The sequence below is a fragment of the Synechococcus sp. CBW1107 genome (assembly GCF_015841355.1).
Taxonomy (GTDB): Bacteria; Cyanobacteriota; Cyanobacteriia; order PCC-6307; family Cyanobiaceae; genus Regnicoccus_A.
In genome coordinates, this window is the sequence record NZ_CP064908.1 from 1,025,110 (window position 1) to 1,046,968 (window position 21,859).

Below are 21,859 nucleotides of genomic sequence, written 5' to 3' on the forward strand. Positions count from 1 at the left end.
CACCGTGGCCCCCCCGGCCAGCGGGCCGATCCCTCCCCGCCGCCGCCTGCGCCGCCGCCGGACTGAGCCCCCGGGCCTGCTCACCCCCAGGCCGAGCCTCACCTATCGCCTGATCAGCTACCTGCTGGTGTTTCCGGTGTTCCGGCTGCTGTTCAGGGGCCGCACCAGCGGCAATGACCGGGTTCCCATGGATGGGGCCCTGGTGGTGGTCGCGAACCATGGGTCCCATCTCGACCCGCCCCTGCTGGGGCACGCCCTGGGGCGTCCTGTGGCCTTCATGGCCAAGGCCGAACTGTTCCGGGTGCCCCTGCTGGGGCCCATCATCCGGGCCTGCGGGGCCTATCCCGTCTCCCGTGGTGCCAGCGACAGGGAGGCCATCCGCATTGCCACCGACCGCCTGCTCGAGGGCTGGGCCACCGGCGTGTTCATCGACGGCACCCGCCAGCCGGACGGGCGCGTGAATCAACCGCAGCCAGGAGCCGCCCTGCTGGCGTCACGGGCAGGGGTTCCTCTCCTGCCGGTGGCGATCATCAACAGCCACCGGGCCCTCGGAACAGGCCAGAGCACACCAAGGATGGTGCCGATCCACATCCGCATCGGCCAGATCATTCCGCCACCCGCCTCCCGTCGCCGCGTCGACCTGCTGGCCACCACCGCCGCCTGTCAGGAGCAGATCAATGCGCTCCTGGATCAGGGCCTGCTGGCCCCAGGGCGGGCCCCAGCCGCCCTGCCGCCCACGAGCGAAGATCCCGACCGGTGATCACCCAGGCGGCAGCCCTCAGGCCATCGCCCCAGACCTTGCGTCGTCCCTCCGGCAGGCAGCGGTCTCCGCAGGGGACGGCCACCGGGGTGAGATGAATCCCTCGGCTGCCGGCCACGATCCGTCCCACCAGCAGGGCCCGGTCCATGTGATCGCTGCTGGTGACCAGCAGGACATGGTGGATGCCGAGTCGCCGGAGGTCATCCACCACCGTGGTGAAGTTGCCCAGGGTGTCGCGGGCCCGGTAGTCCAGACGGAACTGGCGACGATCGAGCCCCTCCTGGCTGAACAGCCACTGGGCGTATTCCGGATTGCTGCCACCACTCACCAGCAGGGGGAGCCCGTCACGGTGAGCCAGCCGGCCGGCCAGCTTCTCCCGCTCGATATCGCCACCCAGCACCAGGATCAACTGGGGCTGGCCGAGGCTGGGCAGCAGCAGCCCCCGGCCCACCACGACCAGCGCGCCGGCCAGCAGTGCCAGCACCAGCAGCCGTCGCATCAGGGCTGGCCCACCGGGCTGGTGGGATACAGGGGAAGCACGCCGGCCCAGGGAGCCGCCGATCCCGCCGTCGCCGCCAGGCCGCTCAGGCGCAGCAACTGGTCCACGTCGGCGGCCGGATCGACCCGTGCCTCCAGGCGAGGGCCTGCCGGCAGATCGCTGAGCTGTCCGTACAGGCGCGGAGCCTCCCGCTCGGCGATTCCCCCCAGAGCCCACTCGTCCACGGCGTAGCAACCCGCCACGATGCCTCGACGGGGAAGCTCCTGCAACAGCCAGAAGGGCTGATCGTCCACCTCGGCCCGCTGACGCAGGCGGTGAGCGATCAGCAGGAAGCTGCTGAATCCATCCAGGGGCAGCGCCAGCTGCTGGGCCAGGGTGCGGGCGAAGACCACGGTCACCCGGGTGCCGGTGAATCCGCCCGGGCCCGTGGCGACGGCCAGACGCGCCAGCTGGTGCCACCGGTGGGCGGGCAGCAGCTCCTCGACGCAGGCCAGCAGGTCGTTGGAGAGCCTCCGGCCCAGGGGATGACTGCGGATGGTGGAGCTTGGCTCGGCCTGCGCTGCAGGGTGCGACGACGGCGCCAGAGGGGCGAGTCCCAGCCCCAGAACCTCGCTCGTGCTGTGCAGTGCCAGCAACCAGGGCGGGGTGGCAGCGCTCATGCCGGCACCATCTCTCCTGGGCGCAAGCGGCTCCAGCGGCCAGGGTCGGGCTGGAAACTGCCGCAAGCCCTCACGTCCCACTCCACCCCCACCTGATCGCCCTCCAGGCTGATCACCTGCACATGAATGCGGGGAGACTCGGGACAGAGATCCGGCTCCATGCTGAGGTGCTCCACACCGTGCTGCCCCTCCACCGCGTGATAGGCCTGACAGCGCTCCACCCAGTGGCAGTCGACGCAGATGCACATGCCGCCGGAGCTCTTCTCTCCCCCCATTCTGAGGTGGGCGTGCGCCCCTGAGGGACGCAGGGTTGCCGCCACCGCTGTCCTGCGCCAGGTCCTGGGCCTCGGCAGCTGGCCCCTGCCCCCGGAGTCCTTCCCGAGGGGCACAGCCCTGGTGGGGGGCGCCGTGCGCGATGGACTGCTGGGGCGCCTGGGTCCTCAGCCCGACCTGGACCTGGTGGTGCCCGGTGACGCCATCAGCCTCTGCAACAGCCTGAGCCGCCGCCACGGCGGCAGCGTGGTGATTCTCGATGCCAAGCGCTCCATCGCCCGGCTGGTGCTGCGCGGGTGGAGCCTGGACCTGGCCCGCCAGGCGGGTGACGATCTGGAGAGCGATCTCTGGAGGCGGGACTTCAGGCTGAATGCTCTGGCCATGCCGCTGGTTCCAGCGTCCGAGCTGCTGGATCCCACCGGTGGCCTGGAGGATCTCGTCAGGGGAGAGCTGGTGGCGGTGCGGGAAGCCAACCTGCTCAACGATCCGCTGCGCATGCTGCGGGGGATACGCCTGGCCGCCGAGCTGGGCTTCCGGCTGGAGCCCCAGACCCGTGGCTGGATCGAGCGCCACCACGGCCGGATCAGCCAGGTGGCGCCGGAGCGCGTGCTGCAGGAACTGGAGAAGCTGGCGCAGGCCCCCGCCGGGGGGACGGGCCTGGAGGAGGCTCTGAGCTATGGCCTGCTCGATCCCTGGCGTTCAATCGGCCGGGAGCCGCTCTGGGGACAGGGAGTGGCTCCGGAGCTGGGGCTGACCCCCGAGGAAGCGGCCCGGGCCGTGCCCCTGGCCCGGCTGGCGCGGGTGCTCGATGCGCCGGCTCTGGAGCGATTACGCAGCAGTCGCCAGTTGCAGCAGCGCTGCGGCCTCTTGCGCCACTGGCTGCTGCGGCTGCTGGAGGGCGCCGAGGGCGCCGCCTCCGGCCTGCAGCGCCTGGATGAAGGGGAGCGCCTGAGGCTGCATCAGCAGCTGGAGTCGGATCTTCCGGCCCTGCTGCTGTTTTTTCCAGCCAACCTGGCGAAGGACTGGTTAGCGCACTGGCGTAATCACCAGGATCCGTTGTTTCACCCCCGTCCACCGGTCGATGGCAGCACTCTTCAGGAGCACCTGGGGCTGAGCCCGTCCCGACGGCTGGGGGACCTGCTCGCCCATCTCACGCTTGAAGCCGCCTATGGCCGGATCCAGGGCCGGGAGGAGGCCCTGCACGCGGCCCGTCTCTGGATGGAGCGAACCACGGCATGATTTACTTGAGGATGAAAAGGCATCCATCCACAGCCTGACACTGCCCGTAAGCATCGGCTGATCGTCTGAGGTTTCGTCAAGGGATTTCCGAGCCACTGGCTCTCCAGACCAACCTGTTCATCGATCAACACTCCGCCATCGGTCAAACATTTCCCTTCCTCCCCTCGTTTCATGAGCGTTCGTCTTTACGTCGGCAACCTGCCGCAGAGCTTCGATGACAAGGAACTGACAGCCCTGTTCACCTCCGTCGGTGAAGGCGTGCGATTCAAGACCGTTCAGGACCGTGAAACCGGCGCCTGCCGAGGCTTCGGCTTCGCCAACGTCGACGACGAGAAGCTCGCTGATGCGGTGATCGAGCAGCTCAACGGTCGCGACTTCGGTGGTAACAGCCTGCGCATCGAGCGCTCCGAGCGGCGCGACTCCCGTGGCGCGGCCCCCAGCACCGACCGCCGTGGCGCTGGTGCCACGGCCACCGTGGCCCGCAAGGCGGTCAACAAGGTGGTGCACAGTGACGACATCACCGAAGGCGCTCCCGATCCACGCTGGGCCGGCGAACTGGCCAAGCTCAAGTCGCTCCTGGCCAACCAGACCGCAGCCGTCTGAGGCAGCGGTCCAAGCCGGGTCCCCGTTCGCTCCCTTCAGGCCTGGTGCGTGACTGATCCAGCTGTTGATGGTCCTCGCCCGCTCCAGCACTGGTGCTGGCGAGGCCATTCGATCGGCTTCACCAGCCAGGCCCCGGAACAGAGCTCGGACGACACCAGCTCATCGACGCCATCCGCTCAGGACGTTGTGGTGCTGATCCACGGCTTCGGGGCATCCAGCGGCCACTGGCGTCACAACCTGCCCGAACTGGGGCAGCACTTTTCCACCTACGCCATCGACCTGCTGGGATTCGGCTCCAGTGACAAGCCCTGCTCCCAGCTGCGCGGGGAAACCGCCAGAGCGGGGGCTGTCGGTTATGGCTTTGATCTCTGGGCCGAGCAGGTGGCCGACTTCGCCACCTGGATCCTGGGCTCGGCGACCACAGGCCCGTCGGGCCAGGCGCCCAGCCTGCAGCTGGTCGGCAATTCGATTGGCGGCGTGGTGGCCCTGCGGGCCACTGAACTGCTGGTGGATCGCGGCCTGGCACCACGCCAGGTGATCCTGATCGATTGCGCTCAGCGCACTCTTGATGAGAAACGAGTGGCGCTCCTGCCCTGGCCGCAGCGCCTCAGCCGTCCTCTGATCAAGCAACTGGTGCGCCAGCGCTGGCTGATCGCCCCCCTCTTCCGCACCCTGGCACGGCCCGCCTTCATCCGGCGGGTGCTGGCCATGGCCTATCCCAGCGGCGCCAACGTCGACGACGCCCTGGTGGAGCTGCTCTTTCGCCCCAGCACCGATTCCGGAGCCCCGGAGAGCTTCCGCGGCTTCGTCAACCTCTTCGATGACCACCTCGCTCCGGAGATCCTCGCGCGTCTGGGCCCCGTGCCGGTGCGCATGATCTGGGGCGAGCTGGATCCCTGGGAGAATCCAGCAGAGGCCAGGCAATGGGCTGAGCAGTTCGCCTGCATTCGTGAGCTGCGGCTGCTGCCGGGACTCGGCCACTGCCCCCACGACGAAGCCCCGCAGCTGGTGAACCCGATCCTGATCGAGTGGCTCAGCGCGACTGGGCTATCACAAAAGAACAGGGAAGATCGAGCAGTTTGAGCGGGCGAGGCACGTAGGCCCGGTGGCTGAACACGTCGTAGTCGAGCTGCTCGATCACAGAGAGGATGCCCCGGTACAGCCGCAGGGAAGCCCACACCGGCCAGCGGGCATCCGCCGAGAGCCAGCGCACTCCCGCTTCGGAGCGGGCAAACCACTGGCGGGCCCGGCGCAACTGAAAGTCCATCAGGGCTCGCCAGTTGTCGTTGAGGGTACCGGCCAGCAGATCCGCCTCGGAGTAACCGAAGCGCTCGAGATCCTCCTGGGGCAGATAGATCCGCCCGCGGGCCCGGTCTTCGCCCACATCCCGGAGGATGTTCGTGAGCTGGTTGGCGATGCCCAGGGCCACGGCCGCGCTGGAGGTGTCCGGCCGCTCGCTCCAGGGGGCTGAGGTGTAGGCGGGATCCAGGCCCATCACCTCCTGGGTCATCAGCCCCACCGTGCCCGCCACCCGGTAGCAGTAGAGCTCCAGGTCCTCGAAGCGGGCATAGCGGTGGCGCTGCAGATCCATCCGCTGACCCTCGATCATGTCGAGATACGGCTGAAGCGGCTGGGGATAGCGCTGCAGGGTGTCGACCATCACCAGGTCGAGGGCGTCCTGCACCTGTCCACTGAAGAGCGAGCGGGTGCGCTCTTCCCAGCGATCGAGCCTCTCGGCCAGGCACTCCACCGGCAGGGCCTGGGCCTGTGGACTGTCCATCAGCTCATCGGTGCGGCGGCACCAGACATAGATGGCCCAGATCGCCCGCCGCTTCGCCGGGGGCATCAGCAGGGTGCCGAGGTAGAAGGTCTTGGCCCACTGGGCTGTTTCCTGGCGACAAGCCTGGTAAGCCTCCTCCAGGGTCGGCAGGGAAGGACAGGACACCGAGGTGGAGGCAGCCAGCACGGTCACACCGCCTGAGGAGCCAAGGCCCGGCTCTGGCAGACGGCCTCAGCGCAGAGCTTTCCGCTGAGAACGGCCCCTTCCATCGAAGCGAGGTAGCGCTGCATCGTGTAGTCACCGGCCATGAAGAAATTGGCGATCGGCGTGTCCTGCGTCGGTCGCAGTTGCTGGCAGCCTGGCACCGTCTTGTAAACGGAGAGCGGTGTCTTCACAACCCGTGCCTTGCGCAGCTGGGCCTGGTCCTCGCCGGTGAAGTGATCCGGGAACAGCCGCCGCAGCTCGTTGAGGGTGGCCTCCACGATGGCCTCGTCGCTGCGGCCGATCCACTCCTCGGCTGGGGCGAAGACCAGCTCCAGCATCGAGCGCTCCGGATCGGCGTACTCCCGGCAGGTGTTGCTCATGTCGGCGTAGACACTGAGCAGATCGGAGCGGCTGAACAGCAGGTGATCGATGTCCGTGAGCTTGCGGTCGAACCAGAGGTGGATGTTGATCACCGGCACTCCCCGGAGGCCCTCCAGCTTCTCGAAGAAGGGCAGCTGCTTCCAGGGCTCAGGCAGCAGCAGCTTGAGTGGGTCCACGGGAAGGGCACTCACGTAGGCGTCAGCCTGCAGCAGGCGTGTCTCCTGGCCCTGAACGCCAGCCAGACGGAATCCTGACACGCTGCCGTCGCCGTTGAGCTCGATCCGGCGCAGGGGACTGTTGAGGTGCACCTCGCCACCCCGCTCACGGATCCAGTCGACGATCGGTGCGCACAGCCGCTGGGGAGGGTTGCCATCGAGGAAGGCCATCTTCGAGCCGTTCTTCTCCTGAAGAAAGCGGTTCAGAGCCGTGAGGATCACTGTGCTTGAAATCTCATCAGGATTGATGAAATTCAAGGCCTTGCTCATGGCGATGAAGACTTCATCATTCACCCGCTTGGGGATGTTATGAAGCTCAAGCCATTCCGACCAGGAGTACTTGTCACACTCTTCGACATAATTCTGGCCACGCAGCATCGCCGGTACCAGACCAAGACCGAACTGGATTTTCTCAGGCCAGCTCAGCATGTCATTGTTGCCGAGAATCGCTGCCACACCATTGAGGGGGGCAGGCAGGTCCGGGAAATCGAAGCGGCTGTAGCTGCCAGGTGAATCCTTCTGGTTGAAGATCATCGCGTGGTCCTTCCACTGCAAACGATCTTCGATGCCAAGCTCAGCGAAGAGCTGCAGCATGTTGGGGTAGGCCCCGAAGAAGATGTGCAGACCGGTTTCGTACCAATCGCCGTCTTCGTCCTGCCAGGCGGCCACCTTCCCACCGAGCACATCGCGCGCCTCCAGGACCACGGGCGTGTGGCCCGCATCGCTGAGGTATTTGGCGCAGGAGAGACCGGCAAGGCCTGCTCCGGCGATGGCGACGCGCATGGGAAATCGAAAAGTCAACGGCAACCATAAAAGGGCTGCCGCTGGCAGCGGCGTCCCGGGGAGCAGCCCGGAGGCCACGGGGGTTCCTAAAGTCGAGGTCCGTGAGGCGTTCTGCCTGCCCACGACCCCCAGCCATGGTCGATGCCAGCCTGCTCAAGTCCACCACCCGCCACGTGAGGGTGTTCACCGCCCGGGTGGAGGACGGCCAGCTGATCGCTGATCCCAGCCAGCTGACCCTGGATCTCGATCCCGACAACGAATTCCTCTGGGATGCACCCGTTCTCGCCAAGGTCCAGCAGCGGTTCCGCGAGCTGGTGTCAGCCAGCGCCGGCCACGACCTGAGCGAGTACAACCTGCGCCGGATCGGCTCGGATCTCGAGGGCTTCATGCGACAGCTGCTCCAGGCCGGTGAGCTGCGCTACAACCCGGAAGCCCGTGTCCTGAATTACTCCATGGGCCTGCCCCGCACACCGGAGGCCTCTTGACCCGCTCCCGTTACGACCGTGGCGACCTCGGCCGGGGGGGCTATGGCCGTGGCGGCGAGACCCGTGCCAGGCCGGCTGCTGAGGGACGCGATCCCTACGAGGCCTACGAACGAGCGCCCCGCTCCCGGCGGACGACGGCCGAGCGCGGGGGTGGCGGCGGCGGCAACGGAGGCAATGGCGGAGCCGGTGGTGGAGGGGGCGGAGGCAGTCCTATTCAGCTCAATGTCGGCACCATCGCCGTGCTGGCGGGTGTGCTGGTGCTCGGCATCGGCATCGGCACGGCCCTCTCGAGCAATACACCTGGCAACCAGGGCAACATCGCCAGCAGCCAGCAACTGGATCTGGCGGTGCCCGATCCCGAATTCTGCAAGCAGTGGGGGGCCAGTGCCTTCGTGATGGATGTGGAGCTCTACACCACCATGAACCCGAGCAGCAGCTTCGTGACCCAGCCCACCCTGCAGCCGGGCTGCGTGATCCGTCGGGAGAACTGGAGCGTGCTCCAGAAGGAGGGCGCGGTCACCTCCGAGCAGATGCGCCAGTGCAAGCAGCGCATGAACACCTTTGCCTACATCGGCTCGATCCGAGACAAGCCCATCGTGCGTTGCGTCTACCAGACCGACATCAGCGGCAACAAGTTCCAGACCCGGGGCATTGCCGGCGCAGCCGACGACGCCACCGGCCTCACTCCCGAAGCCGACCAGTTCTGATCAGCCCCCGGAATCAGGAGGCCGAGGCCGTCTGGGCCACGGCCTCCACAGGGGAGGGAGCCGTCCGCACCGCGGGCTGGCGCAGAGGACTGTCAGCACTGGCGAACACCGGCAGCACCTCACGGCGGAAGGCCTCTGAAGCCCTGGAGCAGTAGCGGGCCGGATGGGTGATCAGCTTGAGCTGACGGCGCACGAGCAGGTCGGCGACGATCGGGCGGTGCAGGCTGCCCGTGGCGAGTTCGCGCTCGATCGAGACCACCGGAAGGAAGGCCGCACCGAGGCCCGACTGCACGGCGTTCTTGATCGCTTCGAAGGAATTGAGCTCCATTTCGATCTTGAGGCGCTGCACCTCCAGACCGGATCGGGCCAGCAGATGGTCCACCATCTTGCGGGTGGTCGACTGGGCGTCGAGGCAGACGAAGCCGAGGCGGTAGAGGTCGTCCTTGTGCAGCTCGGGCAGACGCGCCAGGGGGTGCTTCACCGGCAGCACCAGGGCCAGTTCATCGTTGGTGTAGGGAACCACCTGGAGGAGATCGGCCAGTTCCGTGGGCAGCTCGCCACCGATGATCGCCAGATCGATCTGACCGTTGGCCACGCTCCAGCTGGTGCGGCGCGTGCTGTGCACCTGGAGCTGCACTGACACATCCGGATATTTCTGGCGGAACAGCCCGATCATGCGGGGCATCAGATACGTGCCGGTGGTCTGGCTGGCGCCCACGATCAGGGAACCACCGCGCAGGTTGTGGAGATCATCGAGGGCCCTGCAGGCCTCCTGACACTGGCTCAGGATCCTGTCGCAATAGCTCAGCAGGAGGTGACCGGCCTCGGTGAGCTGAGCCTTGCGCCCGCCCCGGTCGAACAGCAGCACATCCAGCTGCTTCTCCAGGTTCTGGATCTGCAGGCTCACCGCCGGCTGGGTGACGTAGAGGCTGTCGGCAGCTTTCTTGAAGCTGCCCTCGCTGGCGATGGCGCGCAGGATGCGCAGCTGATCGAGGGTGAAGGGCAGATCAGCCATGGGATGGGCCCTGGGCCTGGCTCCGGCTGGAAGAAGAAACTCTAAAGGGGAAACTCCGGAACCCCGGGCCCCGTGATCCCAGGCCGGGATGGAATGACATCTCCGTCAGAATCACCGCTTCCGCTGCGGCTTCGTGGCCCTGTCTCCGCCCTGCTTCGCCCAGCTCACCGACAGCCTTGCCGCCGTGCCGCCGGAGCACCGCTCCAGCCTCGTGATGATCGCCCTGCTGCTGGGATTCGCCCTGCTGCACAGCGGGGGGGCAGCCCTGCGGGTCCAGGCGGAACAGCGCGTCGGGGCCCGGTTGTGGCGTCTGCTGTTCGCCGCCGCGAGCATCCCGGCGGCCGTGGTGGTGGTGGGGTATTTCATCGCCCACCGCTACGAGGGCGTTCGGCTCTGGAACCTCCAGGGAACCCCCGGGTTGATCCCCCTGGTCTGGGTGGGTACGGCCATCAGCTTCTTCTTTCTCTACCCGGCCACGTACAACCTGCTGGAGATCCCGGCGCTGCTCAAGCCCCGGGTCCGTCTGTACGCCAGCGGGATCATCCGCATCAGCCGCCATCCCCAGGCGGTGGGTCAGGTGCTCTGGTGCGCCACCCACCTCCTCTGGATCGGCAGCAGCTTCATGCTGGTCACCTGCGCGGGCCTGATCGGCCACCATCTGTTCGCGGTCTGGCATGGCGACCGGCGGTTGCGGGCCCGCTTCGGCGAGGCGTTCGAGGACCTGCGAGCCAGCACGTCGGTGATTCCCTTCCTCGCGGTGCTCGACGGCCGCCAGCAGCTGGTCTGGGGGGAATTCCTGCGGCCGGCCCAGCTGGGGATCGCCATCGCCATCGGTCTGTTCTGGTGGAGTCATCGTTTCCTCGGCCTGGCGGCAGGGGCCTTTCTGGGGGGACCGCTGGGTCGGCTGCTGGGTTGAGCGTGCCCGTGACTCCAGGCCGAAGGCCCTGATCGCGGTCCAACACACAGCCCGAACCACCTGGGCAGGCTGCTTACACTCCGGTGGCCCGCACCCTGAGCTGGATGACGTCGGCTGCCGAACTTGCCTGGTTGATCCCCGTTCTGCCCCTTGCTGGGGCGGCCATCACCGGCCTCGGCCTGATCAGCTTCAATCGAACCGTCAACCGACTGCGCAAGCCGGTGGCCCTGCTGCTGCTGAGCTGTGTCGGGGCGGCCGCGGTGCTCAGCTTCGCCGTGCTGGCCGAGCAGCTGGCGGGAGCTCCAGCCACCGAGGTTCTCTTCGACTGGGCCAGCGCGGGCAGCTTCAATCTGCAGATGGGTTTCCGGGTGGATGCCCTCGGGGCCGTGATGCTCGCCCTGGTCACCACCATCGCCCTGCTGGTGATGGTCTATTCCGATGGCTACATGGCCCACGACAAGGGTTATGTGCGCTTTTTCACCTACCTGGCCCTCTTCAGCAGTTCGATGCTGGGCCTGGTCATCAGCCCGAACCTGCTCGAGATCTACGTGTTCTGGGAGCTGGTGGGGATGTGCTCCTACCTGCTGGTCGGCTTCTGGTACGACCGGGACGGTGCCGCCAACGCCGCCCAGAAGGCCTTCGTGGTGAACCGGGTCGGCGACTTCGGCCTGCTGCTGGGCATCCTCGGGCTGTTCTGGGCCACGGGCGCCTTCGGCTTCGAGGAGATCGGCTCCCGCCTGGCGGACGCCGTGGCGGGCGGCAGCCTTTCCAACGGTGCGGCTGTGCTGCTCTGCCTGCTGGTGTTCTTGGGACCCATGGCCAAATCGGCCCAGTTCCCCCTGCATGTGTGGCTGCCCGACGCCATGGAGGGTCCCACCCCCATCTCCGCTCTGATCCATGCCGCCACGATGGTGGCGGCCGGGGTCTTTCTTGTGGCCCGGCTGCAGCCCGTCTATGCCCCCTTTCCCCAGGTGCAGCTGGTGATCGCCGTGGTCGGCACGATCACCTGCTTCCTGGGGGCTTCGATCGCCCTCACCCAGATGGACCTGAAGAAGGGCCTCGCTTACAGCACCGTGAGCCAGCTGGGTTACATGATGCTGGCCATGGGCTGCGGCGCCCCGGTCGCCGGCATGTTCCACCTGGTCACCCACGCCTTCTTCAAGGCGATGCTGTTCCTGGGCTCCGGTTCGGTGATCCATGCCATGGAGGAGGTGGTCGGTCATGAGCCGGTGCTGGCCCAGGACATGCGCCTGATGGGCGGCCTGCGTCAGTTCATGCCCGTGACGGCCATCACCTTCCTGATCGGCTGTGTGGCCATCAGCGGCATCCCTCCCCTGGCGGGCTTCTGGAGCAAGGACGAAATTCTCGGGCAGGCGTTCAACACTTATCCGATTCTCTGGGTGGTGGGCTTTCTCACCGCCGGCATGACCGCCTTCTACATGTTCCGGCTCTACTTCCTCACCTTCGAGGGCGAGTTCCGCGGCAATGACCAGGCTGTTCAGGCCCAGCTGCTCAGGGATGCCGGCAAGCTCCCGCCTGGGGCGGAGGGCGAGGGTGCCGGCTATGGCCACCACGCCAGCCATCCCCATGAATCCGGCTGGCAGATGGCCCTGCCCCTCGCGGTTCTGGCGGTGCCGTCGGCACTGATCGGCCTTCTGGGCACCCCCTGGCACAGCCGCTTCGCCGGCCTGCTCGATCCCCGGGAAGCCGCCGAGATGGCGGAGCACTTCTCCTGGGCTGAATTCCTCCCCCTGGCGGGTGCCTCGGTGGCCATCTCGATCACCGGAATCACGATCGCGGTCCTGGCCTACTCGCTGCACAAGCTGGATCTGGCCACCCTGGTGGCCGCCCGGTTCCCAAGCCTCAACGCCTTCCTGGCCAACAAGTGGTACCTCGACGATCTCAACGACAGGCTGTTCGTGCAGGGCAGCCGCAAGCTGGCGCGTCAGGTGCTTGAAGTGGACGCCAAGGTGGTCGATGGGGTGGTCAACCTCACCGGCCTGCTGACCCTCGGCAGCGGAGAAGGCCTCAAGTATTTCGAAACCGGCCGGGCCCAGTTCTATGCCCTGATCGTGTTCGGTGGTGTGATCGCCCTGGTGGTGCTGTTCAGCAGCTTCTGAGCCGGGGCACTGTGTGTGTCATCCCTTATCTGGAGGCGGCCTGAGCGGCAGGTATTTCTACACTCCGCCCAGACCTGATCCCTGCCCTCGTGCCGCTCGATCCTGCCGTTGCCACGGGCGCCCTTGGTGCCTTGAGCGACGCACCCGCCACCGTCTTCCCATGGCTGAGCGTTTCGATCCTGTTCCCGATCGCCGCGGGCCTGCTGATCCCCTTCATCCCGGATCCAGGTGACGGCAAGACGATCCGCTGGTATGCCCTCGGCGTTGCCCTGGTCACCTTCCTGGTCACCGCCGGCGCTTACATCAACGGCTACGACCCCTCCGTGGCCGGACTGCAGCTGATTGAACGGGTGGATTGGGTTCCCGATCTGGGACTGGCCTGGTCGGTGGGAGCCGACGGGCTCTCGATGCCCCTGATCCTGCTCACCAGCTTCATCACGGCCCTGGCGGTGCTGGCGGCCTGGCCCGTCACCTTCAAGCCCAGGCTCTTCTACGTGCTGATCCTGGCCATGGACGGCGGTCAGATCGCCGTGTTCGCCGTGCAGGACATGCTCCTGTTCTTCCTGTCGTGGGAACTGGAACTGCTGCCCGTCTACCTGCTGCTGGCGATCTGGGGGGCGAAGAAACGGCAGTACGCCGCCACCAAGTTCATCCTCTACACAGCCGGCGGATCGGTCTTCATCCTGCTGGCAGCCCTGGCGATGGGCTTCCATGGCGGCGGCACCCCCACCTTCGAGTACACCGCCCTGGCGGCGAAGGAGTTCGGCACACGCTTCCAGGTCCTGGCCTACGCGGGCCTGCTGATCGCCTTCGGGGTGAAACTGCCGATCGTGCCCCTGCACACCTGGCTGCCCGATGCCCACGGGGAAGCCACGGCGCCGGTGCACATGCTGCTGGCCGGCATCCTGCTCAAGATGGGCGGCTACGCGCTGCTGCGCTTCAACGTGCAGCTGCTGCCCGATGCCCACGCCCAGTTCGCGCCCCTGCTGGTGGTGCTCGGGGTGGTGAACATCATCTATGCGGCGCTCACCTCCTTCGCCCAGCGCAACCTCAAACGCAAGATCGCCTACAGCTCGATCAGCCACATGGGCTTCGTGCTGATCGGCATCGGCAGCTTCAGTGCCCTCGGCACCAGCGGCGCCATGCTGCAGATGGTCAGCCACGGCCTGATCGGGGCCAGCCTCTTCTTCCTGGTGGGCGCCACCTACGACCGCACCCACACCCTCCAGCTCGATGAAATGGGCGGCGTCGGCCAGAAGATGCGCAAGATGTTCGCCCTCTGGACCGTCTGCTCCCTGGCCTCCCTCGCCCTGCCCGGCATGAGCGGCTTCGTGTCGGAGCTGATGGTGTTCGTGGGCTTCGTCACCAGCGAGGCCTACTCCCTCAGCTTCCGCATCGTGATGGCCGCCCTGGCAGCGGTGGGGGTGATCCTCACACCGATCTACCTGCTCTCGATGCTGCGGGAGATCTTCTTCGGCAAGGAGAACACCGAGCTGGTGTCCCACACCAAGCTGGTGGATGCGGAACCACGCGAGATCTACGTGATCTCCTGCCTGCTGGTGCCGATCATCGGCATCGGCCTCTATCCGCGCCTGATGACCGACACCTACCGCGCTTCGATCGAGGCCCTGGTGCAACGCGAGGAGGCCGCCATGGCCCGGATGATTCCGGCCGGACGCCAGGGCCTGATTCGTCAGAACCCTCCCCTGGCTCTGCTCCGTGCTGGCGTGGAGCCCCATCAGCCCCTGCTGACCGCTCCTCTGCTGCCCTGAGCGAGGAGTCAAAGGGAGTTACGAAACCCTGCGGATGCTGCCCGCCCATCCCCCTGTCCAGGGGGGATGCCTACGCTCCCAGCGAGTTGGGCCCGCCCGGGCCATCAGCGCTCCAGTCCTCAACCATTCGCCTCGCCCCAAGCGTCTCGAACCATGCGTCAGCTGAACTTCCTGCTGATCTTCAGCTTTGGCCTGGCCACGGTGATGTTCACCCTGGAGAACACCACCGCCACCACGGTGCACTTCCTTCCCGGGGTGAGCGCGACGCTTCCCCTGGCCGCGATGATGCTGGTGGTGGGAGGCATCGGTGCCACCGCCGCCTGGGTGTTCGCCGTCTGGACGGGAGTCGTCAAGAAGGTGGAGCAACTGCAGGAGCAGAGCGAACTGGAGGCCCAGCAGGTGCGGATCCAGGAGCTCGAAGCCGACGTGCAGCGCTACCGGGCGACGGTGGATGCCCAGTTGAGTCTGCTGCCGGCCGCCGGCCAGAGTTCGGCCCCGAGCCCTGAACCCCAGCCCGAGGAAGCCTGATCGAGAGCACCCCGCTGGCCGTCGGGTCCCAGACGGGGTACGTTTCCGGCAGATGTGGAAGGTTCGTTCTTGGCTGATGCAGGCGCCAGGCTGGCGATTCGCCTGCTTCAGGATGCCGCCGAACGTGGCGAGATCGACCCCTGGGACGTGGATGTCATTGCCGTGGTCGACGGCTTCCTCGACCAGCTTCGCCAGAGGATCGGCGCCCCCCGGCTGGTGAGCGGACCCGGTGAGGGAGGCAGTTTCGAGAGTGATCTTGCCGCCACCAGTGAGGCGTTTCTGGCCGCCTCCGTGCTCGTGAGCCTCAAGGCCGAGATCCTCGAGCAGCAGACCCTGCCGCCGGAACCGGAACTGGAGCAGGACGCCTTCGCCTTCGACGAGGAGGACGCTGGATCCTTCGAGCTGCTCTCCTTTCAGCTGCCACGCCGTCCGGAGCGTCACCTGTTGCGGCGGGCCGTGGCACCACCGCCGCTGCAGCGTCCCGTCACCCTGGGGGAACTGATCCGCCAGCTGGAGGACATCGCCGAGCGGCTGAAGCAGGGGGACGTGAGCGGACGATCCCGGCAGCGCGGACCTCGCTACAGCGAGCGGGCGGCGATCGAGCAGGTGGCGGCTCTGGCCCATCGTGAAAAACTGCCGGAAACCACCGCCGCTCTCAGCCACTTCCTGCTGGAGTGGCAGGCCGCCAGCGACTGGGTGAACTTCGAGGTGCTCGTGGAAGCCTGGGCCGAGGCCGCCCCGGCGGATCTGGACCAGGACCGTGTCGGGGTGTTCTGGGCTCTGCTCTTCCTCTGCTCCCAGGGCAGAGTCGACCTGCAGCAGGAGGGAGGCCTCTTCGGCCCCCTGTTCCTCAGGGGTTGCTGGGAAGGCATGGGCGCTGGACCGTCAGTGCTTCCACACGGACTGGTGCCAGCTCCCTCTCCGGCTCGGGAGGCGCAGGCCGCCTGAGGGTCTTCACTAGGCTGCCTTGAATCAGATCAGAAGGGGACAGGTGCCCATGAAGGCCATGATTCTCGCGGCCGGCAAGGGAACTCGGGTGCAGCCCATCACCCACACGATTCCCAAGCCGATGATCCCGATTCTGCAGAAACCCGTGATGGAGTTTCTGCTGGAGCTGCTCCGTCAGCATGGGTTCACCGAAGTCATGGTCAATGTTTCACACCTGGCCGCGGAAATCGAGAACTACTTCAGAGATGGCCAACGCTTCGGCGTGGAGATCGCCTACAGCTTCGAAGGGCGCATCGAAGACGGAGAACTGATCGGTGCCGCCCTCGGTTCCGCCGGGGGCCTCAAGAAGATCCAGACCTTTCAACCCTTCTTCGACGACACCTTCGTGGTGCTCTGCGGCGATGCGCTGATCGACCTCGACCTCACCGAGGCCGTGCGCCTTCACAAGGAGAAAGGGGCCATGGCTTCCCTGGTCACCAAGCGGGTGCCCAAGGATCAGGTGAGCAGCTACGGCGTGGTGGTCACCGACCAGGACAGCCGGGTGCTGAGCTTCCAGGAGAAGCCCTCGGTGGCCGAGGCCGCCAGCGACATGATCAACACCGGCATCTACATCTTCGAGCCGGAGGTTCTGGATCACATCCCCGCCGGCATTCCCTTCGACATCGGCGCCGATCTCTTCCCCAGGCTGGTCGCCGCCGGGGCGCCCTTCTACGCCCTGCCGATGGATTTCGAATGGGTGGACATCGGCAAGGTTCCCGACTACTGGCAGGCGATCCGCAGCGTGCTCGAGGGCAAGGTCCGTCAGGTGCAGGTGCCTGGCCGGGAAGTGCGCCCGGGGATTTTCACAGGTCTGAACGTGGCCGCCGACTGGGACAAGATCAACGTCACCGGCCCCATCTACGTGGGTGGCATGACCCGGATCGATCCCGGCGTGACGATCGTGGGGCCGGCCATGATCGGACCGAGCTGCCACATCTGTGAAGGCGCCACGATCGACAACTCGATCATCTTCGATTACTCCCGCATCGGGGCCGGCGTGCGCCTGGTGGAGAAACTGGTGTTCGGCCGCTACTGCGTCGATCGCAACGGCGACCACTTCGACCTGCAGGAAGCCTCCCTCGACTGGCTGATCACCGATGTGCGCCGCCAGGATGTGGTGCAACCCTCGCCCCAGCAGAAGGCGATGGCTGATCTGCTCGGCACGGATCTCGCCCTCAGTGCGGGTGAGAACTGACCTCCGTCAGCACCGCCCCTCCTGGCGGCGAGACGCCAGCCTCGGCCAGGATCCAGGGGATGCGCTCCTCCGCCTTCACCGCCATCAGATGAACCCCCTGGGCAATGGCCCGGTACGCACGCACCTGTTCGGCGGCGATCGCCACGCCTTCGGCCGCCGGATCCGCTGACGCCGCCAGCCTGTCGATGATCGGCTGGGGAATCGAGGCTCCCGGCACCACGCGATTGATGAAGGCCGCGTTCCGTGCCGACTTGAGCAGAAACACCCCCGCCAGCACTGGCAGTCCCAGGGGTTCGCTGATCTCGCCACAGAAGCGGCGCAGCGCTTCTGTGCTCATCACCATCTGGGTCTGCAGGAAGCGTGCACCGGCCTCCTGCTTGCGCGCCACCCGCGCCCGCAGTCCGCTCCAGCTGGTCGACTGGGGGTCGGCCGCGGCCCCTGGGAACAGAGCCGTGGGCCCATCCGGCAGCACGCCCTCCACTGGATCGAGGCCAGCATTGAGGCGGCCCAGCAACTGCAGCAGGCGCACCGACTCCAGCTCATTGACGGCCCGGGCACCCGGCTGATCCCCGGCGCCCACCGGGTCCCCGGTGAGGCAAAGCACATTGCGGATGCCGAGGGCGTGGGCACCGAGCAGATCGGCCTGGAGAGCAATCCGGTTGCGGTCGCGACAGGCCAGCTGCAGCACGGGCTCGATCCCGGCCTCGAGGAGCAGGCGGCAGAGGGCAAGACTGCTCATGCGCATCACGGCCCTGCTGCCGTCCGTGACATTGACGGCATGGACCAGCCCACGGAGCTTGGCGGCCACTGTGAGGGTGCGAGTGGGATCTCCCCCCCGCGGCGGGGTCACCTCAGCCGTGATGGCGAACTGTCCGGTCTCCAGGGCCTGGCGCAGAAGCAAGGGACAGGGGATCGCTCAGGGCCCATCATGCGTCAGCGGCCGCTGCTTACAGTGGAACCTTGGAGGGGTGGAGTCTGGATGTCCGATCGAGACAATCACATCCAGCTGCGCTCCAATCTTTCGGAACGCGAGCTGGAAATCATCGAGCGGGTCGCGACGGGCCTGACCAATCAGGAAATCGCCCTTGAGCTGATGATCAGCAAGCGAACGGTCGACAACCACGTCAGCAATATCTTCACCAAGACCGGCGCCAAGAACCGCGTGGCCCTGTTGAACTGGGCGATGGATAACGGCAAGATCTGCCGGGATGGCTTCAACTGCTGCCATTTACCCAGCGCTGAAGGCTGATTCGGACTCCGGCCATGAGCCTGATCAGGCCCCTTCAGGGCAGGGTTCCAGCTTCGATCAGACGCTTTGGGACATGCCGGCCGAAACCGTCCTCGGCAGGTACGGTACCTCGACCGTGGCGGTGAGGGACTGCAGGCTGTAGCCGTCGGGTCGAAGCCCGAACAGATCGGCGTAGTCGAGGCAATCGTCGGTGTCGCGGCCGGCGAAGCGGAGCACGCCTTGGTGGTCGTAGAGGCCGATCACGGACGGAACGGGGCGGGGAGGAGAGATTAAGGAGAAATCCTTAATGAAATCCTAGCTGATGTCGCTGTCGTTACAAAGGCCATCCGCCAACAGACTCTGCCGGTCCGCCTCGGGCCAGCAGCTCCAGGGACGTCGGGCCAGGGCCGCATTACTGAGCTCCCCAAGTCCGGTGATCTCCCGATGGCACCACGGTGGCAGCACCAGCGCCTGCTCCTCCCGCTCCAGCTCCACTTCAGCCACCACCAGAGGCGAGTTCTCCCCCTCGAACACATCAAGCACCCACTCCCCGCCGGGCAGGTCAAGCCCGTAGCGCTCCTTATGGAGGCTGGCCGAGGCCAGGCCCAGCAGCTGCCGGGCATCGGCGACGGGAATCTCATACTCGAATTCGGCCCGGGTGACGGCGGTGACGGTGGCCTTGAGAGTCAACCAGGCCCTGGCTGCCTTCGCCCCCTCGTCACGCTCGTCCTCCAGGCGCACCCGCACGGTGACCCCATCGGCTGAAGCCTGCAGGTACCCCTGGCAGAGGTGCTGCCGCCAGAGAATGTGCTCCTTCCACCCCGCTCCCCGCACGAGGAAGCGGCGCTCGATCTCCAGAGCCACCGATCCAGACCCACACACCGTCCGGCCCATCCTGGCGTCAGGCCCGTCGCCGAGTTCTGCGTTCAGTTGGCGGAGGGTTCCGAGGCGGTGAGGTCGCCGGCCCAGTGCAGCTTGTGGCTGAGGGTGCGGTAGTAGGAGGGGCTCTGCTGCAGCACCACCATCAGGGCGCAGTGGCTGGAGCGCTGCACCACGCAGCGATCACCAGGCTCCAGCATGGTGGCGTGGGCTCCGTCCTTCCAGAGCTTCACCCGCCGGCTCGGCTCCCCAAGGGGCCAGATCGCCAGCTGCGAGCGGGGTGGCACCACCACCGGCCGGCTGGAGAGGCTCATCGGGCAGATCGGGTTGACCACGATGGCATCGATTCCTGGATGGAGGATCGGGCCTCCCGCCGCCATGGCGTAACCGGTGGAGCCGGTGGAAGTGGCGATGATCAGTCCATCGCCGCGGAACTGATCCACCACCTCCCCGTCGATCTCCAGCTCCAGCACGCAAGTGGGCGAGAGCTCATCGAGGAAGGGACGGAAATAGAAATCGTTGAGCGCACGGTGCAGTCGGGCGGGCCCATCGGCGCTGGGATCCTCGGGCTCATCCCCTTCGGGAACCCCATCGCCGCGATCGACGAAGGCTTCCAGCATCATGCGGCGCTCGAGGGCGAAGCGGTCATCGCGGAGCCGTTGCCAGAGGTTGTCTTCCGAAGAGGTGGTGCTGAGCACCAGCAATTTGCGCTCATGGGTGAGGAATCCGAGGTGACCGCCCACGTTGAAGCTCAGGATCGGCACATCCAGGGGACCGAGGTGACGGGCCGCGCCCAGGACGGTGCCATCTCCGCCCAGCACCACGGTGAGGTCTGGCAGACAAGGCTCGGTGGCCAGCAGGCCCGGGAACGGGTTGGAGCTGGCTCCGCTGCTGGCGACTGTGACCTGGACCCCCTGGGAGCGCAGGTCTTCGGAGCAGCGTCGTGCCTGGCGCTGAGCCGCCTGGCTGCCGGAGCGAACGATCAGCCAGACCCGCTGGAGCTGCATGGAATCAGGCGCGAATCCCGCATCGGCGGACCGTAGGGGAGAAGGCGGGCAAGGTCACCAGCGCAACAGATTGAAGCGCTCCATATCGACGGTCTCGCGGTTGCGGTAGAGGGAGAGCAGGATCGCCAGACCCACGGCCGCTTCGGCAGCAGCCACGGTGATCACGAAAATGGCAAAGACCTGGCCACGGATCTGCTGACCATCGATGTAGCTGGAGAAGGCCATCAGGTTGATGTTGACGGCATTGAGCATCAACTCGATGCTCATCAGAACCCGCACCGCGTTACGGCTGTTGATCAGGCCCCAGACCCCTGTACAGAAGAGGATGGCGGCGAGCACCAGGTAGGCCTGGAGCGGAATGTCGATGGATGTGGGAGGCATGATCAGACTTTCTCCAGCAGGGTGGTCTCGCCGGCGGGACTCTCCAGCAGCAGGGGGGTGCGTTCCTTTTCGATCAGGCCCTGATCGGCTGCTTCACCGGTGATCACATCACTGCTGAACACATCGCGACGAGCGAGCACGATCGCTCCGATCATCGCCATCAGCAGCAGCACCGAGGCCAGTTCGAAGGGCAACAGATAATCACTGAACAGATGGATTCCGATCAGCACCGTGGCGTCATCCCCGAGGGGAGTGGGCCCGGGAACCGCCCAGGGGGTGGTGAGATCGACCCGCAGGATCAACAGGAACAGACCGAGGCAGACACCCCCGGAGAGCACCCGGCGCAGAAGCAGACCGGGGATCTCGGCCATGGCCTCTTTCTTGTTCACGAGCATGATCGCGAACAGGATCAGCACGTTCACGGCGCCCACGTAGACCAGGACCTGCGCCGCGGCAACAAAACTGGCATTGAGCAGCAGGTAGAGACCCGCCACGGAGAGGAACACGCCAGCCAGCAGGAAGGCCGAATAGACAATGTTAGGCAACAGCACAACTCCCAGGGAGCCCAGCACCAGCGTGAGGGAGAGGGCGGTGAAGCAAATGAGCTGGGTGACGGACGCGATCGTCATCAGGCGTTCTCCACGGACTTGGCGGCTGAGGCCGCCATCTCGGCCTGCACCTGCTCGGGCAGCTGTCCGGCCCTCGGCCTGGAGGGATCGACGCCATGGGGATCCATTTCACCCTTGGGCAGATAGGCCAGCTCGCGCAGGGGCACCACGGCAGGATCACTGGTGACGCTGGTGGGAAGGCGGCCCAGGGCCACGTTGTCGTAGTTGAGGCTGTGGCGATCAAAGGCCGCCAGCTCGTACTCCTCAGTCATGGAGAGGCAGTTGGTAGGGCAATACTCCACACAATTGCCGCAGAAGATACAGACTCCGAAATCAATGGAGTAGTTCTTGAGCTCCTTCTTCTTCGTCTCCTTGTTCATCACCCAGTCGACAACCGGCAGGTTGATGGGGCAGACGCGAACACAGACTTCACAGGAGATGCACTTGTCGAACTCGTAATGAATCCTGCCGCGATAGCGCTCCGAGGGAATCAGCTTCTCGTAGGGGTATTGAACGGTGATCGGCCGTCGGCGCAGGTGATCAAACGTGACCGACAGGCCCTGAGTGATGTAATTGGCTGCGCCTACGGCGTCCTTGGTGTAGTCACCGACCTTTTGCAGGAATCCGAACATGGC

The 21,859-nt window shown here is 66.2% G+C and carries 26 protein-coding genes; 13 read left to right on the forward strand and 13 right to left on the reverse strand.

What is annotated here, in order from left to right; genetic code table 11:
• The first annotated feature begins 28 nt into the window (after positions 1–28).
• On the forward strand, positions 29–760 hold the full coding sequence (locus I1E95_RS05485) for a 1-acyl-sn-glycerol-3-phosphate acyltransferase (RefSeq protein WP_197167147.1): 732 nt from the start codon (positions 29–31) through the stop codon (positions 758–760).
• Here the strand turns inward: I1E95_RS05485 and I1E95_RS05490 are convergent.
• The 3 genes from I1E95_RS05490 to I1E95_RS05500 are packed head-to-tail and all read right to left on the reverse strand — an operon-like array spanning position 675 to position 2,166.
• Positions 675–1,259, reverse strand: coding sequence for a YdcF family protein (locus tag I1E95_RS05490; protein WP_197166139.1), 585 nt, complete (start codon positions 1,257–1,259; stop codon positions 675–677). The two genes, I1E95_RS05485 and I1E95_RS05490, sit on opposite strands and share 86 nt — an antisense overlap.
• Positions 1,259–1,918, reverse strand: a complete 660-nt coding sequence (tsaB, locus tag I1E95_RS05495) for a tRNA (adenosine(37)-N6)-threonylcarbamoyltransferase complex dimerization subunit type 1 TsaB (protein WP_197166146.1) — start codon at positions 1,916–1,918, stop codon at positions 1,259–1,261. Before tsaB ends, I1E95_RS05490 begins: the two co-directional genes overlap by 1 nt.
• Positions 1,915–2,166, reverse strand: coding sequence for a Ycf34 family protein (locus I1E95_RS05500; protein WP_197166148.1), 252 nt, complete (start codon positions 2,164–2,166; stop codon positions 1,915–1,917). The genes tsaB and I1E95_RS05500 overlap by 4 nt, the downstream gene beginning before the upstream one ends.
• On the opposite strand from I1E95_RS05500, the gene I1E95_RS05505 reads away from it, so the two are divergent.
• The 3 genes from I1E95_RS05505 to I1E95_RS05515 all read left to right on the forward strand — a co-directional run bounded on the left by I1E95_RS05505 (position 2,165) and on the right by I1E95_RS05515 (position 5,116).
• The gene (locus I1E95_RS05505) at positions 2,165–3,430 is read left to right on the forward strand and encodes a CCA tRNA nucleotidyltransferase (RefSeq protein ID WP_197166149.1); all 1,266 of its coding nucleotides are present in this window, start codon (positions 2,165–2,167) and stop codon (positions 3,428–3,430) included. The two genes, I1E95_RS05500 and I1E95_RS05505, sit on opposite strands and share 2 nt — an antisense overlap.
• A gap of 171 nt (positions 3,431–3,601) precedes the next feature.
• Entirely contained in the window at positions 3,602–4,033 is a 432-nt protein-coding gene (locus I1E95_RS05510) for an RNA-binding protein (RefSeq protein WP_197166150.1), read from the forward strand.
• A gap of 48 nt (positions 4,034–4,081) precedes the next feature.
• A complete protein-coding gene (locus I1E95_RS05515) occupies positions 4,082–5,116 on the forward strand; it encodes an alpha/beta fold hydrolase (protein ID WP_231594884.1) in 1,035 nt (344 codons plus the stop codon).
• Here the strand turns inward: I1E95_RS05515 and I1E95_RS05520 are convergent.
• On the reverse strand, positions 5,067–6,005 hold the full coding sequence (locus I1E95_RS05520; protein WP_197166151.1) for a phytoene synthase: 939 nt from the start codon (positions 6,003–6,005) through the stop codon (positions 5,067–5,069). The genes I1E95_RS05515 and I1E95_RS05520 overlap by 50 nt on opposite strands.
• Positions 6,002–7,396, reverse strand: a complete 1,395-nt coding sequence (gene pds / locus I1E95_RS05525; RefSeq protein ID WP_197166152.1) for a 15-cis-phytoene desaturase — start codon at positions 7,394–7,396, stop codon at positions 6,002–6,004. The genes I1E95_RS05520 and pds overlap by 4 nt, the downstream gene beginning before the upstream one ends.
• A gap of 134 nt (positions 7,397–7,530) precedes the next feature.
• On the opposite strand from pds, the gene I1E95_RS05530 reads away from it, so the two are divergent.
• Entirely contained in the window at positions 7,531–7,881 is a 351-nt protein-coding gene (locus I1E95_RS05530; protein ID WP_197166153.1) for an NAD(P)H-quinone oxidoreductase subunit M, read from the forward strand.
• Positions 7,878–8,588, forward strand: a complete 711-nt coding sequence (locus I1E95_RS05535) for a DUF3172 domain-containing protein (protein WP_197166154.1) — start codon at positions 7,878–7,880, stop codon at positions 8,586–8,588. Before I1E95_RS05530 ends, I1E95_RS05535 begins: the two co-directional genes overlap by 4 nt.
• A gap of 13 nt (positions 8,589–8,601) precedes the next feature.
• On the opposite strand, the gene I1E95_RS05540 is transcribed toward I1E95_RS05535, so the two are convergent.
• Complete coding sequence (locus tag I1E95_RS05540; RefSeq protein WP_197166155.1) at positions 8,602–9,603, reverse strand: LysR family transcriptional regulator; 1,002 nt, start codon at positions 9,601–9,603, stop codon at positions 8,602–8,604.
• Between the two features lie 214 nt (positions 9,604–9,817).
• Here I1E95_RS05540 and I1E95_RS05545 point away from each other — a divergent pair, with 214 nt between their 5' ends.
• The 6 genes from I1E95_RS05545 to I1E95_RS05570 all read left to right on the forward strand — a co-directional run bounded on the left by I1E95_RS05545 (position 9,818) and on the right by I1E95_RS05570 (position 17,121).
• Positions 9,818–10,519 carry an NnrU family protein gene (locus I1E95_RS05545; protein ID WP_231594955.1) on the forward strand — a complete coding sequence of 234 codons (702 nt, stop codon included), beginning with the start codon at positions 9,818–9,820 and terminating at the stop codon, positions 10,517–10,519.
• A gap of 104 nt (positions 10,520–10,623) precedes the next feature.
• Positions 10,624–12,639, forward strand: coding sequence for an NAD(P)H-quinone oxidoreductase subunit 5 (locus I1E95_RS05550; protein WP_197166156.1), 2,016 nt, complete (start codon positions 10,624–10,626; stop codon positions 12,637–12,639).
• Between the two features lie 131 nt (positions 12,640–12,770).
• Complete coding sequence (locus I1E95_RS05555) at positions 12,771–14,411, forward strand: NAD(P)H-quinone oxidoreductase subunit 4 (RefSeq protein WP_231594885.1); 1,641 nt, start codon at positions 12,771–12,773, stop codon at positions 14,409–14,411.
• A gap of 153 nt (positions 14,412–14,564) precedes the next feature.
• Positions 14,565–14,939 (forward strand): LapA family protein, encoded by a 375-nt coding sequence (locus I1E95_RS05560; protein ID WP_197166158.1) that lies wholly within the window; start codon positions 14,565–14,567, stop codon positions 14,937–14,939.
• Between the two features lie 69 nt (positions 14,940–15,008).
• Positions 15,009–15,887, forward strand: coding sequence for a segregation/condensation protein A (locus I1E95_RS05565; protein ID WP_197166167.1), 879 nt, complete (start codon positions 15,009–15,011; stop codon positions 15,885–15,887).
• Positions 15,888–15,936: 49 nt separating this feature from the next.
• Positions 15,937–17,121, forward strand: a complete 1,185-nt coding sequence (locus I1E95_RS05570; protein ID WP_197166169.1) for an NDP-sugar synthase — start codon at positions 15,937–15,939, stop codon at positions 17,119–17,121.
• On the opposite strand, the gene I1E95_RS05575 is transcribed toward I1E95_RS05570, so the two are convergent.
• A complete protein-coding gene (locus I1E95_RS05575) occupies positions 17,102–18,022 on the reverse strand; it encodes a methylenetetrahydrofolate reductase (protein WP_197166171.1) in 921 nt (306 codons plus the stop codon). The two genes, I1E95_RS05570 and I1E95_RS05575, sit on opposite strands and share 20 nt — an antisense overlap.
• A gap of 78 nt (positions 18,023–18,100) precedes the next feature.
• Between I1E95_RS05575 and I1E95_RS05580 the strand changes: the two genes are divergently transcribed.
• Positions 18,101–18,370, forward strand: coding sequence for a LuxR C-terminal-related transcriptional regulator (locus I1E95_RS05580; RefSeq protein ID WP_197166173.1), 270 nt, complete (start codon positions 18,101–18,103; stop codon positions 18,368–18,370).
• 57 nt (positions 18,371–18,427) lie between these two features.
• Here the strand turns inward: I1E95_RS05580 and I1E95_RS05585 are convergent, their stop codons facing one another.
• The 6 genes from I1E95_RS05585 to ndhI all read right to left on the reverse strand — a co-directional run bounded on the left by I1E95_RS05585 (position 18,428) and on the right by ndhI (position 21,856).
• A complete protein-coding gene (locus I1E95_RS05585; RefSeq protein WP_197166175.1) occupies positions 18,428–18,613 on the reverse strand; it encodes a hypothetical protein in 186 nt (61 codons plus the stop codon).
• 51 nt (positions 18,614–18,664) lie between these two features.
• On the reverse strand, positions 18,665–19,213 hold the full coding sequence (locus tag I1E95_RS05590; RefSeq protein WP_197166177.1) for a CYTH domain-containing protein: 549 nt from the start codon (positions 19,211–19,213) through the stop codon (positions 18,665–18,667).
• A 62-nt stretch (positions 19,214–19,275) separates the two neighbouring features.
• Positions 19,276–20,235, reverse strand: a complete 960-nt coding sequence (locus I1E95_RS05595) for an NAD(+) kinase (protein WP_197166179.1) — start codon at positions 20,233–20,235, stop codon at positions 19,276–19,278.
• A 54-nt stretch (positions 20,236–20,289) separates the two neighbouring features.
• Positions 20,290–20,616 carry an NADH-quinone oxidoreductase subunit NuoK gene (nuoK, locus tag I1E95_RS05600; protein WP_197166181.1) on the reverse strand — a complete coding sequence of 109 codons (327 nt, stop codon included), beginning with the start codon at positions 20,614–20,616 and terminating at the stop codon, positions 20,290–20,292.
• A 2-nt stretch (positions 20,617–20,618) separates the two neighbouring features.
• The gene (locus tag I1E95_RS05605) at positions 20,619–21,245 is read right to left on the reverse strand and encodes an NADH-quinone oxidoreductase subunit J (protein ID WP_197166183.1); all 627 of its coding nucleotides are present in this window, start codon (positions 21,243–21,245) and stop codon (positions 20,619–20,621) included.
• On the reverse strand, positions 21,245–21,856 hold the full coding sequence (gene ndhI, locus I1E95_RS05610) for an NAD(P)H-quinone oxidoreductase subunit I (protein WP_197166185.1): 612 nt from the start codon (positions 21,854–21,856) through the stop codon (positions 21,245–21,247). The genes I1E95_RS05605 and ndhI overlap by 1 nt, the downstream gene beginning before the upstream one ends.
• Between the last annotated feature and the right edge of the window lie 3 nt (positions 21,857–21,859).

Coding starts and splice junctions, on each gene's coding strand:
- I1E95_RS05490 (WP_197166139.1), bottom strand. CDS start 1,259: ATGCGACGGCTGCTGGTGCTGGCACTGCTGGCCGGCGCGCTGGTCGTG.
- tsaB (WP_197166146.1), bottom strand. CDS start 1,918: ATGAGCGCTGCCACCCCGCCCTGGTTGCTGGCACTGCACAGCACGAGC.
- I1E95_RS05505 (WP_197166149.1), top strand. CDS start 2,165: ATGCCGCCGGAGCTCTTCTCTCCCCCCATTCTGAGGTGGGCGTGCGCC.
- I1E95_RS05500 (WP_197166148.1), bottom strand. CDS start 2,166: ATGTGCATCTGCGTCGACTGCCACTGGGTGGAGCGCTGTCAGGCCTAT.
- I1E95_RS05510 (WP_197166150.1), top strand. CDS start 3,602: ATGAGCGTTCGTCTTTACGTCGGCAACCTGCCGCAGAGCTTCGATGAC.
- pds (WP_197166152.1), bottom strand. CDS start 7,396: ATGCGCGTCGCCATCGCCGGAGCAGGCCTTGCCGGTCTCTCCTGCGCC.
- I1E95_RS05530 (WP_197166153.1), top strand. CDS start 7,531: ATGGTCGATGCCAGCCTGCTCAAGTCCACCACCCGCCACGTGAGGGTG.
- I1E95_RS05540 (WP_197166155.1), bottom strand. CDS start 9,603: ATGGCTGATCTGCCCTTCACCCTCGATCAGCTGCGCATCCTGCGCGCC.
- I1E95_RS05545 (WP_231594955.1), top strand. CDS start 9,818: ATGATCGCCCTGCTGCTGGGATTCGCCCTGCTGCACAGCGGGGGGGCA.
- I1E95_RS05550 (WP_197166156.1), top strand. CDS start 10,624: ATGACGTCGGCTGCCGAACTTGCCTGGTTGATCCCCGTTCTGCCCCTT.
- I1E95_RS05560 (WP_197166158.1), top strand. CDS start 14,565: ATGCGTCAGCTGAACTTCCTGCTGATCTTCAGCTTTGGCCTGGCCACG.
- I1E95_RS05570 (WP_197166169.1), top strand. CDS start 15,937: ATGAAGGCCATGATTCTCGCGGCCGGCAAGGGAACTCGGGTGCAGCCC.
- I1E95_RS05580 (WP_197166173.1), top strand. CDS start 18,101: ATGTCCGATCGAGACAATCACATCCAGCTGCGCTCCAATCTTTCGGAA.
- I1E95_RS05595 (WP_197166179.1), bottom strand. CDS start 20,235: ATGCAGCTCCAGCGGGTCTGGCTGATCGTTCGCTCCGGCAGCCAGGCG.
- nuoK (WP_197166181.1), bottom strand. CDS start 20,616: ATGCCTCCCACATCCATCGACATTCCGCTCCAGGCCTACCTGGTGCTC.
- I1E95_RS05605 (WP_197166183.1), bottom strand. CDS start 21,245: ATGACGATCGCGTCCGTCACCCAGCTCATTTGCTTCACCGCCCTCTCC.
- ndhI (WP_197166185.1), bottom strand. CDS start 21,856: ATGTTCGGATTCCTGCAAAAGGTCGGTGACTACACCAAGGACGCCGTA.